The sequence below is a fragment of the Microbulbifer variabilis genome (genome assembly GCF_023716485.1).
GTDB lineage: Bacteria > Pseudomonadota > Gammaproteobacteria > Pseudomonadales > Cellvibrionaceae > Microbulbifer > Microbulbifer variabilis_B.
On record NZ_CP092418.1, the window covers coordinates 4253660 to 4267960 of the forward strand.

Here is a 14301-nt window from a genome sequence, read left to right on the forward strand (position 1 = left end):
TGAAGAAATAAAACTATGAATTGCTTCGAGGCATTCCAGGTAAAATCCGGCAGCAAGGTACAGTTAGATAAGATCGATGCCAGTTTTAAAGATTGCTATAAAAATCGCGAAGAGGCCCAGCCTGTCATTGATAAATTGGATGAAAGAATTCGCGCACAGCAATATCTTATGTATGCCGAGCACAAGCGCTCCCTATTGATCTGCCTGCAGGGTCGGGATGCCTCCGGTAAAGATGGCACTATTAATCATGTGCTTGGAGCAATGAATCCCCAAGGCTGTACAGTAACCAGCTTCAAGCAGCCATCTAAAGAAGAAGCCGCCCATGATTTCCTGTGGAGGTGTCACAAAGTCACCCCTGCACAGGGACATGTGGCGATTTTTAACCGATCCCACTATGAAGATGTATTAATTCAACGGGTGCATAATATGGTACCAGAGAGCATCTGGTCCAAGCGCTACGATCATATCAACCACTTCGAACAATTATTAGCCGACCACAACACCCTAGTATTAAAATTTTTCCTGCATATTGATGCAGATGAACAACTGAAACGCTTTAAACAGCGTATTGATGACCCAAGCAAACACTGGAAAATCAGCGAGAGCGATTATACAGAGGCAAGCTACTGGGATGCCTACACCCAGGCTTTTGAGGATATCCTAAAAAAATGCAGCTACTCTCATGCTCCATGGTTTGTCATTCCCGCAAACCACAAATGGTTTAGGAATCTTGCGATTGCCTCCATAGTGGCAGATGCAATGGAGTCCTTAAAAATGACTTTTCCCAAGCCCAGCGTGGACATCAATGAAATCAAGAGGAAATATCACCAGCTGGACAAAAAGGAACTACAGGAAGGGCTAATAAATACCCTCCCTTCAAAAAACAAATGATCTTAAAATACAGAACCACTTGATCAACAAATCAGGACATAATACTACTGCCTACTTGCACCCAATTAATCCTTTTTATCACCTAAATATTTAGTATTAAAAATTTTATCAAATGCATCATATACAGCAAGATGCAGCGTATCGCCATGATCCAGCTGTTCAAAATAACCGAAGTGTATATTATTTTTATTATTATCTAACTTATTGAATAAAGTTCTTGCCAGCCGTTCCATGACCTCCCCTTCTTTCCCCACACCTACATAGACCGACTTATCATCACAGCAATCTTTAGGAACTTTCTTCAAAAGAGACTCTCCGCTCCACCACAAGCTTGGACTAATAATGATGTAATTATCGAAGAGATCTGCACGTTTAAATAGAATTTCTGTAGCCAAAAGCCCCCCAAGGGACTGGCCAATCAAAGTAGAATCCCCGTTTACACGATAATTATTTTCAATTAGAGGCTGAACTTCTCCATCAAGAAAACCTATAAAATTATCCGAACCACCAGAGGTTGGAAACTCTTGCCTATCCAGCTTCTTAGCCGAGGGGAATGTAAAATCCCGTTTCCTGTCTACATTTACGACTCCAACAAGAATCGATTCCGGTAGCATATTAATCCAGGAAAAGGACCCAAATTGCAACAAACCAGCTATATGAACAAAATCTTCATTCATAGAACCATCTAAAAGATAGATTACCGGGTAACTTCTTTTAGTATCGCGTTGATAACTCGCTGGTAGGTAAACATTCAACGTGCGCTTTTCATCTAAGATTGCGGATGAAAAGCTTATCGAATCGCCAACTATCAAGGGTGACTTGTCAACCTCTACCCCCAAAGAGAAAGAGGACATCAAAAATAAATACGTAAAAATCCAACACCTGAGCATGAGCTCACCCCATATGAAATTTAATTTTTATTAATAAAAAAGTAAGGCTTACCCAAATACACACCTATCAAACCAACAATTTTTAACTTTAAACCAGCCTCAACCTTACTCGATATACTACATCTATACGGGGGAACACTTAACCACAAAAACAACAAACTGAAAAGCTATTGATGATGCATAAATCATCTTCTATCTATGATTTTTTTAATCTTCCCTGATTTCTGACTAATTATACCAGGCTGCAGGATATCTATATTTAGTCTTGAAGCAGACTCAAGCCCAAGGAATATCATACGAAGCGTTAGATCAAAACTAGTCAACTCTCTATAAAACTCACCCGCCAAATACTCTTTCTCCTGATCATCAACATTATCTTTAGCTTCAATTTTAAATGATAATTGATCGTGCCCATCAATCTTATCAATAATGCAATGGTAAAAGGAGCTGAGTCCAGGAATGGCTGTAACAATATTTTCCAACACAATTGGATATATATTTCCCCCATTGATTGTGAACATATTATCGCGACGCCCTCTGATGGGGCCCAAATAGGCTCCAGTTTGGCCACACTCACATGGCTCCTTATACATTTCAGCCAAATCGTGTGTGTTATAACGAATCAAAGGAAGAGCTTCACGTTTCAGCGCTGTTATTACTAATTCCCCTGTAACGCCATCTTCACATAACTTGCCAGTATCTGGATCAATAACCTCTACATGAAAAAAATCTTCCCAGACATGTAAGTTATGATATTGGCATTCACTCGCTATTAGCCCAAATTCCGTATTTGCATACATGTTAATTAACTTGGCGTTGAATACCCCCTCATAGTGACTCCGAAAAGTCTCTGAAAACAATTCACCCACTACGAATATTTTCCTAACACTCAAAGACGCGGGCGATATATTTTTTTCCAGACAGTAACGCTCTAGCCTTGGTAACAATGAAGGTAAGCAAACCATATAATTCAGCTTATCTTTTTGTAGACTCTGTAGCTGATGATCAATTCCTAGAAAAGAATCTGCTGGAATAGTGAGACCAAAAATTTCACTGGCAGCATGACAGATCATCCCACTAGGCCAGGGACCATAAGTCATTGCACATAAACACTTTTCGAATGGTTCTACACCTGCAAGCAAATAGCTTCGAGCCTGAGAAATTATTGCCAGCTCAATATCTTTACGTGTATAAGGCACGCGCTTGGGTGCACCGGTACTGCCTGAAGTATGACAATAGCGAACAATATTGTCATAATTCATACTAACTTCTGACATAGAAGTTGAAAATACTTCCGAACTTATAATCGGTAGCTTATATAAATCTTCACAACTTCTTATTTCCTCTATGTCAATGTTATTATTTATAATTAGCTTGCGATAATAATCAGATTTTTCAAAGGATTCTCGCAATAATCGCCTCACCTGTTCATCTTTTAAACTCTGCCTTTCAATTTCAGGCTGACTATTGACATCTAAAAACTCAGCTCGCAGCTCATAATAATTCATAAAATCCACCAATTAATCACTTATAGTACTTAATCGGTTTTTCAGCAGAAAAATGTACACGATGTAATTCTCGTCGTTGATTGTAATCATTGACGGCATAGTGTAAGACTTGGTGATTATTCCAAATAACCAAGGTCCCAGGACACCATTGCACTCGACAATTGAATTCTGGTTTTTCTATATGCTGAAATAAATAATTTAAAAGCCCCATACTCTCATCGCATGTCATTCCCTCAAATTGCGAGGTGGTAGTTCGGTTTAAGTAGAGAAAAGGCTTACCGGTTACAGAATTTTTACAGACTGCTGGATGTATAGCAGATTCTAGTGGCATCAATTTTAGTGCTCGTTCTATACTTGAATCATCTCCATCTTTACCTTCTACTGATTTCTTCAGCGGCTGTTTTTTAAGCATCAACTCTGTCGTGTGTATCACATTGAGTGAACCGACTAACTGTTGCATTACAGTTGACAGACTCCCATAAGCAAGCGTTGAACTTGTAAAGAGGGTATCACCACCCTTAGAAGGAATATCAATACCGTACAATGCGATACCTTTTACCGGGTTGGAGTAATAGCCCTGATCGTGATGCCATATTCCTCCTGTATTTTTCTTTTCACCAGGCTCTTTAATAATTTTAGCAACTTGTGGATAACCCTCTGAGTGACCTTGAAAGAAGAAATAGTTCTGCTGAAGCTCCCCAAACAAGCTGCAGAACCTAACAAATGCCTGAGTATCCAGGTCCATATCTCGGATAACTAAAAGTTCATGTTCATGCCATAAATTTTTTAATGTTTGCTCAGTGTCCAGATCTAATTCAGAAATTTCTTTAGCGGAAATCTCAATACCAAAATTTCCTGTTAAATAGTTAAAATTCATAGAATGCTCTCTAATTGAGATGTTGTATATTGCGGCCAATTCACTAATTTTAATGCTTCTGGCAAATCGCCACTTGAACGCATTAGTGCTGCCCTAGCTGAGCAAAAAGTCGCTGCTCGAATAATTTCCCTTAAGCTATCCAGTTGGTCGCTGACATTATTGAGAGCTGTCATTCCGCAGGGAACCAAGTCCTGATTGTTTCCTTCACACGAGAAACTCATCTGACGCACAGGTGTCGATCTAGCTTTTATTTCCTGGAACAGAGCCGACGATAACTGATGAATTCCTTTACAGTGGTTAAACGATTCAGCATTTAAATTATCCGGCAGCCCTCCATTCAAGCGATGATCCATCAAAATCAATATTTGTCGATCAAGCATTTCGGCTAAGCGATGGATAATTTCCTGCATAAATTCTGCAGAAGCTGCCAATCCAATCGCATAAAACAATCCGCCATGCCATGGGCCTGATTCAAGAATTAGAGGGTTATCTGCAACAGCAGTGGCTTCGGAACGAATTTTTGCCTCTGAATAATCCAATAGATCAAGGCAGTGGCCTAATATCTGGGGAGCACAGCGAACAGAATATCGGGCTTGTAATAAGCTTTTTTCACCCTCAATAACTCTTGAGGAGCGCAGGTAATCACGTCGTAACTGGGTAAGTAATTGGCCAGCACGAGCATAACTGCCGTGCACCTCTCCGTAGCTCAACCCTTCGGAGAAGTGTTCATCTCCCGCCCCTATGGCCATGGAGGTTAATGCCACAGATTTGAAACAATCTCTTAATAGCTTTCTTAGCTGATAATCATGTTCAATAGCCCAGGAAGCCATCATAGCATTGGTGTTTACAAGCCCAATGACATCACGGGGGCCTCTTGGCCCTTGTTCAAACAGTGGTGAAATAGCATGGGCCATGGAAATCAAATCACCACTGGCTCCAAGGCTCCCTTTTCGAGGCACTCTCGGAAGCGTTTCACTGTTGGCCAGCTTAAGAAGCGCTTGATAAGTGGAAGGATGGATACCAGATAAGCCGTGCGCTGTTTTTAGAGCCTGTAACTTTAATGCACGCCTGACTACCGATTTCGGTAATGGCGCACCAACACCAACTCTTAAGTACTCCAGAAGATTGACTTGTGTCTCTTTCCACTGACTTGGATCTAAGCGATTGCGTTCATTCTCTCCATAACTTGTGTGCAAACCGTAGATAGGGTTTCCATCATCTCCAAGCTGTTCCTGCAGTAATGCATAGGAGTGTTTAACTCTAGAAAGGTCTATGTCACTCGCAGTAATTGGATTATGTAAGTATCCCCACTCATACCAAGCATGTAGAGGAAAAGTTAAAACTGAATTGAAATTAGTTTCATAAGTTACCGCACTACCATTCGCTACCGCCGGATAGCTTAGAGATGATGTAGACACCCTGACTCCAGAAATAATTTGAATACTAGGAAGGCGAAGAAATTAGCATGGGAGTTGAAACTTGAAAAATAGATGTCGTCGCTGGTTGCCATAGGCAATATCTATGGCAACAAAATAAATGTCGATGTAGACTCAACTTAAACACACTAGCTTTTTAAGTGGCTAAATAAGTTATACCTATGTTTCCACACGCTGATGAACTCAATTATTTTATTGAAGTTGCTAAAACAAAAAATATCTCAAGAGCTGCAGAGAGATTAGGGATTCGGCAGCCGAGTTTAAGCGCGGCTATCAAGAGGCTGGAAAGACAGCTTGGTACAGAAGTTATCATACGAGAAAAAACTGGTGTGCAATTGTCTCGTGCAGGGTTAAGACTATTAAAAAGTGCTCAACAGTTACTTGATGATTGGGATGAGGTAAAGTACTCAGCGCTGCGCGAAAACAAAGAAGCCGTTGGTCACTTCACTATCGGGTGTCACAGCTCCATTTCTCTACATATGCTGCCTGAAAGGCTAGCCGGATTCATTGCTCAAAATCCAGGTATCGAATTAAGCTTCCAACACGCGCTTTCTCGGGAAATTGTCGAATCAGTGATCAGCTGGAAAATTGATATCGGCATTGTGGTAAATCCCGTGTCCCATCCTGATTTGATAATAAAGCACCTCTGTCATGATATGGTGAGTTTTTGGCATAACCCTGAAAAAATACAATCTAGGGACGTATTAATTTATGACCCAGCGCTGATGCAAACAGACTGGCTGCTAAAAAACATGGAAAAAAATAACAAATATAAACAATATATTACTTCCTCTAGCCACGAACTGATCACAAATATGACACTTGAGGGAGTCGGGGTCGGTATTATTCCTGGCCGAGTTGCTCAAACAATTGGAAGAAATCAGCTTCAATGGGTTAGTAAAGACCAACCAGGCTTCAAAGATGAAATCTGCTTGGTGTATCGAAGGGAAATAACCCATAGCTTAGGTGCAGAGAAACTAATTAAAGAATTTAAACTTACAAATTACAAAAATTTTGATTAACAGAAGATATATTCAAACTACAAAATTCAATTATTTTTGAACTTTATTTTAAGTTTATTCACGATAAAATATTGCCAGCCATACCGTCGCCTCATCAGAGGATGTCTCAATCACCCGGTGCTTTCTTCCAGCCTTTATCAATAAGCAATCACCAGACTTCAGCTGGCATATCTCCCCGCAGTCAAACTCCACCACACCATAACCACTCAGTACAAGCACCCACTCGTGTTCACTCTGATCATACCAACCTTCCTCCGGTGAAGACTGGCCGTATGAAACAATTCTTTCAATTCGTATAGCATCACTTTTTATGATGTCCTGGAAGTGCTCAACCTCAGTGTTTTTCGGGAGGTTTTCTAGAATATTTATCATATTTACTCCTGCCAGCTAGAAAAGTGATCCATTAGATAATCAATGGCCATTCTCGCTCGTATTGGTAAAAAGCGGCGATTCTGATACACAATCCAGCTACTGGCTCCGCGCCCCCAAAAAGGCTCCAGTACGGGCTCTAATAGTTGTGACTCTATAGAGCGGTTAAAACTGCTTTTTGGCATATAGGCAATACCTAGGCCTTTTTCACATGCGTTAACCACTGTATGGGCATTATTACTTCTCCAGCGTCCATTAACGCGAATAGACTCCTCGGTGCCTTCTATATCAAATATCCAGTTCTCATTATTCGCAACAATACAACTGTGCGATTTTAAATCCTGTGGGTGGATTGGCCTGCCGAATTGATCAAGATATTCCGTGCTGGCAACTGCCATCATCTGGCGGCCAGCCAGCTTGCGAGCCACCAGCCCAGAGTCCTCAAGGCGGCCATAACGGATCGCAAAGTCGATACCATCCTCTACAAAATTGGCCATTCGGCTGTTGAAATCGATATCGATCTTTAAGTCAGGGTGTTGTAAGGCGAAATTCATCAGTGCTGGAGCCACATACTGTTCAGCAAATAAACCAGCGCAGCTCACGCGCAACGTGCCACTCAGCTCATACTGCTGCAGGCTTAGCTGTTCATTGGCCTGTTGCAGACCCACAACCAGCTCTTTACAGCGCTGGTAATAAACAGCCCCAGCCTGAGTCAGGCTGACCAAGCGCGTTGTTCTAGCCAGAAGAGCACTCCCCAGGCGCTCCTCCAAGCGAGCCACCTGCCGGCTCACATGGCTGGTACTACACCCCAACTGTTTGGCGGCAGCAGAGAAACCCTGGCATTCAGCTACAGCAACAAATTCGACTACACCGTCAAATGTATCCACACTTCACCATTATTGCTATTTAGCAAAAGTATTTCACAGAAATCTCATATTATCATCTTATCAGGGACAACCTAGAATCCTCCCCACTGAATGCTTAACACAGAGGACAGATTCATGAAGAAAGTACTTATTCCCGTAACCAACCATGCAACCCTCGGGGAAACCGACCAAGCTAATGGCACCTACTCCCCTGAGCTGACTCATGTCGTGCATGTACTTAAAGAAAATGGCATTGATTACGATATTGCCTCTATTAAAGGTGGCAAAGCACCACTCTACGGTACAGATATTGAAGGAGATGAGGTCAACAGCCAGGTATTGGCCGATGAAGACTTCCAGAACCGTGTCAACAACACTATTCCAGTAAACCAGCTGAATACTGCTAGTTACGATGCGGTGTTCTATCCAGGTGGGTTTGGTCTACTTTCCGACTTAGCAAGCAACGAGGACTTTGCCAAGTTATCTGCAGAGCATTATGAAAATGGCGGCGTACTTGCTGCCGTGTGCCACGGACCAGCTGGCCTGCTGCCTATCACTTTGAGCAATGGTGAAAGCTTACTGGCAACTAAGTCTGTGACTGCATTTACCCGAGAAGAAGAAATCGATTTTGGCACCATTGAAGATATCCCCTTTCTGCTTGAAGAAGCTATCAGCAGAAAATCTGCTCGATTTAACAAAGTGCAACCCTGGCAGGAATTTGTCATCGAGGATGGCCGTGTAATTACTGGACAAAACCCAGCCAGTGCACATGCTGTTGGTAAAGCGATCGTTAAACAGTTAATAAACTAGCCGTTAATAACGCATCAATAATGCTGGCGCAAACTGATGTCCCTGCGCCAGCTTTCCATAACCCTTCAGCTTCCATTGTGGGCCAACACAACTCATCTACATGAGCAGTTATAGCCTTAAAACCCCTTCAGTGAGGTTCCAGCAGTGCCTAGCTCAATTCTTTATCCGTCGCTAATGTTAATTGCCGGAATCGGCATCCCGGTGATGGCCACGTTAAATAGCGGTCTAGGTGTGAAGCTTGGCAGCTCTGCTCTCGCTACGACGATTTTGTTTTTTGTCGGACTGACCATTTCTATTATTTACTTATTTAAAACTGAAGGTTTCCAAGTAGCCGGTTTTCACAAAGATATCTCCTGGCACCTTTATCTCGGTGGGATATTAGTTGCTTTTTACGTACTCAGCGTCACCTGGGTTTCACCAAAATACGGCGTTGGCAATACTATATCCTTTGTGTTACTCGGCCAGCTGTTTGCTATGGCCACCATCGACCATTTTGGCCTCTTTGGCGCACAACAAACCAGCCTGGACCCCAAACGAATTATTGGATTTATTCTAATGATTACAGGCATCTTACTAGTGGTAAAACGCAATTCATAAATATATCTGGAGATCAGACAATGTCCATTCTATATGTAATGGCAAAAGTAAAGTCTAAACTTGGAGAAACACAGAAAGCTAAGAACATTCTGACAAGACTGGCAGCGAACTCTGAAAAGGAGAGCGGATGTTTGAGTTATCAGATTTTATATTCGAGTGAGGAAACAGATACCTTTATGACGTTAGAGGTATGGGATTCAAAAAAAAGTGAAAGAAAACACTGGGATGAGCCCCATTTAAAAGAATCATTAAAAGAGTTAGAACCAATTTTAGCTAAGGAACCAAGAATCGAAAAATATCAGCATACTTCCGATTAAAAACATACGATTTTCTCCAGCAGAGTAAATAATTATAGGCCCACAACAAAATTAGTGTGGGCCAAGGAGAATATTCAGAAAGTAACAGGAGACACTTGAATCATAAAAAGGCAGTACATTTATAAGGTTCATCAGTAGTGAAAAAAATCTATTCACCCTGAATTAAAAAACTATAAGGACCACGCCCTCTAAACGCTTGTGTCATTACTCAGGAAAATTAAAAACAGGATTGGTGGTCAACATTTCCGACCAACTAACACGCTCTGCTCGGTAAATCGTGCTATCGTACACTTTTAATTCCCACGCAGTTTCCGCTGGACTAGTCGATGTTACCTCTATCAAGTGAGCATTGCGATCACTCCCCGTACTGATATCCGATGGGCCACCGGCACATAGTAATATATTTCCACCGGCAAGCTCATCAACATCACCCAATGATTGAGTATACTTAGGCGCTATGTATTCCCAGGTTTGCTCAGCACTCATTGTCGATGTATTGAGCAGATACTTTACTGCACGGCTATTGTAGATATTGCCACTCAACTCAGCTTCATTTCTGTTGTCGTAAATCAGAATTTCATGATTACTTGTCAACATTGGCGCATGCTGCGAAGCCATCCAGGAACCAGTATGTAGTGTAAAGAATTTATCCTTCAAATCGCTCTCAATATCTGAGTCCCTCCCCATTATCCAATTTACCCCACCAGACTGATGATCAATACTGACCACCCAACTCTGAGAGCGGCTAGAAAGTAAAATGGAATTATCCTGAGGAACATAATGCAGTGCATTAGAGTGGCTCCAGTCAAGGGCTCCATTATCCAAAACCCTACTGGCCAAAGCACCGGGGAAACGGCTGGTATCCAAGTGATCAAATGCCGACCATTCCCACACAGTGTTCCCATTAGTATCAATTTCTAATATGGCATCTCCTTGTAAAAAATGCTCACCAAACTGGCCCGTTTCATTGGTTAACACCAACAGATTGCCATTCTCCAGCAAATGAACATCGTGGTGATAACTCGGCAATTCGAAAGAGGACAACACCTCTCCAGAGAAGGAGATTACTCGGGCCTCTCCACTGAGTAATAAAAGTAAACGCCCATCCTGTAGGTTTCTCGCTACTGGGGCACCAGTTAATGGAGCATCACCGTGCAGATACCAAACAACCTCTCCCTCTTCATCAAACCCCCAGAAAGTACTATCCCTCTCCGCTGATGGCGCGAAGATAGTGATGCCCCCCTCGGACTTAACCGTTTTATTCAAAAGCTCAACAGCGGGGACCCCCTCAGGCACCGATCCTGTTTTAAACTCTACGATTTCACTGTGAACAACCTCACCACTATCTAAAAGTGCAACCGCAGTAAATCGATAGGTAGTATCAGCGCGCAGGCCGACGACAGTTACTTCGTGGTCTGTGCCTGACTCACTATAAGCTGTACGTCGTCGGCTGGTATCTGCAGATTTAAACCTTATTGCCACTCTCGCCGCTTCCGCAGTAATCACGCTGGCATTCACCATTAGATGGTTCTCTGGGTGAGCACTGAGTACTAATTGAACAGCATCATCTTCCTGCGCAAAAACCTTAGGGACAATACCTGTTAAAAACAGTAAGAATACTGATTGAAAAACAGCCAACCTAATATATTTAATCATAGAGGGTCTCACAGTTTGTTATGAATACAACTGTTTAACGCAACCATTGCACCCATGGTTTACAAAGATGTTTATTTTTTTATAGGCTGCAATTAACCGTAATTAATAATTGTCGACTAAACGTGTTTGATTCTGCAACTCGCACCAAAAATGAGAACTGGCACACATTTATCAGATGTTAGAAAAATTCACTGCAGAAACTAATCCTTCACCTCTCTGCCAATTTACCTCCCCAAGTTACTCGCCCTGCCTACTTATCCAGGTAGGTGATTTTTATATTGATGTAAGGATATCCTTTGAAAAGATTTACTCTCAGCTCCGTAATCATTCTTTCCACATTCAATACTATGGCAATAGAAAACAGCTTCTACCTTAAGTCATCTTACGGATAGTTAGATATAGATATCTCTACTCATACTCAGTAAAGTGAAGAGTATTTTGAAACAAATCTGTCCAGCCAGAGAGATTGGACAGTAACTTTAGGATACTGCCTAAATAATTTTTTTGCTATTGAGGGGGGGGGTATGCCGACTTTGGTGATACAGAAGGAAAAATTAGGGAAAGTGATTCTATCACTTACAGTGAGTACGCATCAGGCAACTATGATTACAACTACAAAATTAATATTGGCGCTAAGACAAAGATGCTTGGCATATCCCTAACATCCGATATTACAAAAAGATTCTATACAGGAGTTCGTGTAGGCTCTCATTTGTGGGAAACCGAATATGAAGAAAAGGAAAACTATATCTGGAATTATGAGCGCGTCGACTTTGAAGGAAGAGAAGTGAGCTCTTTTTCCGATAATATCAGTGATTCAGATAAAGGTGAGAATGATGGTAGTAATCTTTACTACGGAGTTTTCATTGGCTGGAACTACAACAACTGGAGCCTAAGCCTGGAACACACTATTTTCGAAATGGACGAGCAAAAGCCCAGCTTCTCCTCCCTAGCGCTGACTTACAATTTCTAAAGACTGCTCTTACTTTTTTCAGCAGCCAAATCGGCTGCTGAATTTATCCTTAAAAAACTCTAAAGCTACTTTATCCCCGCAAACAATACCTCAAACCAGCGCAAGTCCTCCGGCCCCAATTGAGCCTTTTTGGCCAGTCTCTTATCTCGATACACATCCTTATATACATGATAAACCGCTCGCTCGGTCAACTCGCACCAGTGTTCGCTATTTAGCTCAGGGATTGAGCCATCAGCTAAATTGGGATCGGTCAATGGGTCGTGCTGGGCTTCAGTGGTTCTCAGCGCTAATTCCAATTCTTGTAGGATCGGGTTGATCACCTTGAGGGCATTGGGTTCGAAGAATTGCTTGGCACTACCTCCCCAGCCTTGCGAAGCATTTTTAACTCTTTAATTCCGATCACTTTTCTACGAATGGCTTCAAGCAGTTGTAATTTGCTGTAATAGATAGCTGTTGACAGTCTCTCCCAGAGGTTGCAACATGCGCGAAATTTGGGGAAGTATCACTGGCAAATCAATAGTCACATCAGTACATGATTTATACCGCACATACTTGAGCACATATAACTTCTTCTCTACCGGATTTTCAAACCTCACGATAAACAAACACTACTCATCATTTAATTGATTAAGGATGTCCCTTGAAAAGGTTTATTCTGGCTACAGCGATCGCCTTGACAGCTTCAAATACCATAGCACTGGAAAATAACTTTTACCTTAAATCCACTTATGGGGCGGTAGATACAGATATTTCAACCCAAGAAGCATTGGAGAGATTTGAAACTAAGCTATCTGACCCTAGTGGGTGGTCTATTACCCTAGGATATCACCTCAATAACCATATTGCATTCGAAGGTGGGTTTATAGACCTGGGAGATGCTAAAGGGAGTTATCGACATGAAGAATCGAGCATTGGCGACTGGGGCGGTACGAACTACGAGCGTCATATCTATGATTACACCCTCAGCACAGAAGCAACAATACTAGGTCTATTTTTTACTACCGATATTACTAAAGATTTTTATGCTGGAATACGCATCGGCTATCAATTCTGGGATGAGCACCTTCAAGAAAAAGATGACGTCTTCTTTTGGGACTGGGATGAATATGAAGACATAATAACCACTCACAAAACCAATGACGGCAGTGATCTTTATTACGGCATTTCAGTTGGCTGGAACTACAATAAATGGAGTTTGAACCTGGAACACACCACTTTTGAGATGGAAAAGAGAGAACCAAGGCTTTCCTCTTTGGCACTGACTTACAATTTTTGAATCAGTAAAAAATAGACTCACTCTTCTGCCGAGCAGGCTGCAGCGCAGGAGAATCAATGACTAATTTTCTACCATATTTATAATTCCAAAGAAAAGCAATTATCATTCACCACCCAACCAGTTAGCTGGTTTCTGTATATTTAATTAAGGATACCCTTTGAAACAAATAATCCTTGCTTCCGCCATCCTCCTCTCCACATCAAGTACTCTGGCAATGGAAAATACCTGGTATCTAAAATCTACTTACGGAAAATTAGACACAGATATCTCAACAGATCTATCTGATCCCAATGCCTGGTCTTTTACATTGGGATATCGCTTTAATAAATTTCTTTCTATAGAAGGTGGCCATGTAGATCTGGGGGAGGCGAAAGATAAAAAAACCTATTATGGGAGATTTTCTACTAGCATCGACAATCGTACGGTTAGCACAAAAGCAACAACACTTGGTCTGTTTTTAACCACCGATATCACCAAAGATTTTTACATTGGGTTACGCACAGGGTTTCAACGTTGGGATGAGCATTATGAGAATAATGCAACCTATTCCTATCACGGCGATTACAGAGATCACTACACCAAAGAATGGAAACATTGTAATACCAATGATGAGAACGATCTTTATTATGGTGTTTCCGCCGGCTGGAACTACAACAATTGGAGCTTGAGTCTAGAGCACACCAGTTTTGAAATGGACGAAAGAAAACCCAGCCTCTCCTCACTGGGACTGACTTACAACTTTTAAAGACTGCCGCTTATTAATTAATTTTTCAGCAGCCAAATCGGCTGCTGAATTTCTCTCGAAAAATTCTA

General features: G+C 41.7%; 16 protein-coding genes. 8 read left to right on the forward strand and 8 right to left on the reverse strand.

Annotated features, from left to right (window positions below):
• The first annotated feature begins 15 nt into the window (after positions 1-15).
• On the forward strand, positions 16-891 hold the full coding sequence (locus MJO52_RS18645) for a polyphosphate kinase 2 family protein (protein ID WP_252083459.1): 876 nt from the start codon (positions 16-18) through the stop codon (positions 889-891).
• Positions 892-956: 65 nt separating this feature from the next.
• On the opposite strand, the gene MJO52_RS18650 is transcribed toward MJO52_RS18645, so the two are convergent.
• The 4 genes from MJO52_RS18650 to MJO52_RS18665 form a co-directional block, all read right to left on the reverse strand.
• Positions 957-1781, reverse strand: coding sequence for an alpha/beta hydrolase (locus MJO52_RS18650; RefSeq protein ID WP_353505446.1), 825 nt, complete (start codon positions 1779-1781; stop codon positions 957-959).
• Between the two features lie 185 nt (positions 1782-1966).
• Entirely contained in the window at positions 1967-3289 is a 1323-nt protein-coding gene (locus tag MJO52_RS18655; RefSeq protein WP_252083460.1) for a phenylacetate--CoA ligase family protein, read from the reverse strand.
• A gap of 16 nt (positions 3290-3305) precedes the next feature.
• The gene (locus tag MJO52_RS18660; protein ID WP_252083461.1) at positions 3306-4166 is read right to left on the reverse strand and encodes a TauD/TfdA dioxygenase family protein; all 861 of its coding nucleotides are present in this window, start codon (positions 4164-4166) and stop codon (positions 3306-3308) included.
• Entirely contained in the window at positions 4163-5584 is a 1422-nt protein-coding gene (locus MJO52_RS18665; protein WP_252083462.1) for an aromatic amino acid ammonia-lyase, read from the reverse strand. Before MJO52_RS18665 ends, MJO52_RS18660 begins: the two co-directional genes overlap by 4 nt.
• 179 nt (positions 5585-5763) lie before the next feature.
• Between MJO52_RS18665 and MJO52_RS18670 the strand changes: the two genes are divergently transcribed.
• Positions 5764-6624, forward strand: coding sequence for a LysR family transcriptional regulator (locus MJO52_RS18670; RefSeq protein ID WP_252083463.1), 861 nt, complete (start codon positions 5764-5766; stop codon positions 6622-6624).
• A gap of 54 nt (positions 6625-6678) precedes the next feature.
• Here the strand turns inward: MJO52_RS18670 and MJO52_RS18675 are convergent, their stop codons facing one another.
• Both MJO52_RS18675 and MJO52_RS18680 read right to left on the reverse strand, forming a co-directional pair.
• Positions 6679-6996, reverse strand: coding sequence for a cupin domain-containing protein (locus MJO52_RS18675; protein WP_252083464.1), 318 nt, complete (start codon positions 6994-6996; stop codon positions 6679-6681).
• Between the two features lie 2 nt (positions 6997-6998).
• Positions 6999-7880, reverse strand: a complete 882-nt coding sequence (locus MJO52_RS18680; protein ID WP_252083465.1) for a LysR family transcriptional regulator — start codon at positions 7878-7880, stop codon at positions 6999-7001.
• 114 nt (positions 7881-7994) lie between these two features.
• Between MJO52_RS18680 and MJO52_RS18685 the strand changes: the two genes are divergently transcribed.
• From MJO52_RS18685 to MJO52_RS18695, 3 genes are all read left to right on the forward strand, one after another.
• Positions 7995-8669 (forward strand): type 1 glutamine amidotransferase domain-containing protein, encoded by a 675-nt coding sequence (locus MJO52_RS18685; RefSeq protein WP_252083466.1) that lies wholly within the window; start codon positions 7995-7997, stop codon positions 8667-8669.
• 144 nt (positions 8670-8813) lie between these two features.
• The gene (locus MJO52_RS18690; RefSeq protein ID WP_252083467.1) at positions 8814-9266 is read left to right on the forward strand and encodes a DMT family transporter; all 453 of its coding nucleotides are present in this window, start codon (positions 8814-8816) and stop codon (positions 9264-9266) included.
• A gap of 20 nt (positions 9267-9286) precedes the next feature.
• Positions 9287-9583 carry a putative quinol monooxygenase gene (locus tag MJO52_RS18695; protein WP_252083468.1) on the forward strand — a complete coding sequence of 99 codons (297 nt, stop codon included), beginning with the start codon at positions 9287-9289 and terminating at the stop codon, positions 9581-9583.
• 204 nt (positions 9584-9787) lie between these two features.
• Here MJO52_RS18695 and MJO52_RS18700 read toward each other — a convergent pair whose 3' ends face one another.
• Positions 9788-11239, reverse strand: a complete 1452-nt coding sequence (locus MJO52_RS18700) for an aryl-sulfate sulfotransferase (RefSeq protein ID WP_252083469.1) — start codon at positions 11237-11239, stop codon at positions 9788-9790.
• A 787-nt stretch (positions 11240-12026) separates the two neighbouring features.
• On the opposite strand from MJO52_RS18700, the gene MJO52_RS18705 reads away from it, so the two are divergent.
• Positions 12027-12212 carry a hypothetical protein gene (locus MJO52_RS18705; protein ID WP_252083470.1) on the forward strand — a complete coding sequence of 62 codons (186 nt, stop codon included), beginning with the start codon at positions 12027-12029 and terminating at the stop codon, positions 12210-12212.
• 65 nt (positions 12213-12277) lie between these two features.
• Here MJO52_RS18705 and MJO52_RS18710 read toward each other — a convergent pair whose 3' ends face one another.
• Positions 12278-12532, reverse strand: a complete 255-nt coding sequence (locus MJO52_RS18710; protein WP_252083471.1) for a hypothetical protein — start codon at positions 12530-12532, stop codon at positions 12278-12280.
• Positions 12533-12852: 320 nt separating this feature from the next.
• Here MJO52_RS18710 and MJO52_RS18715 point away from each other — a divergent pair, with 320 nt between their 5' ends.
• Both MJO52_RS18715 and MJO52_RS18720 read left to right on the forward strand, forming a co-directional pair.
• Entirely contained in the window at positions 12853-13488 is a 636-nt protein-coding gene (locus MJO52_RS18715) for an outer membrane beta-barrel protein (protein WP_252083472.1), read from the forward strand.
• A 157-nt stretch (positions 13489-13645) separates the two neighbouring features.
• On the forward strand, positions 13646-14233 hold the full coding sequence (locus tag MJO52_RS18720; RefSeq protein ID WP_252083473.1) for an outer membrane beta-barrel protein: 588 nt from the start codon (positions 13646-13648) through the stop codon (positions 14231-14233).
• Positions 14234-14301 lie beyond the last annotated feature (68 nt).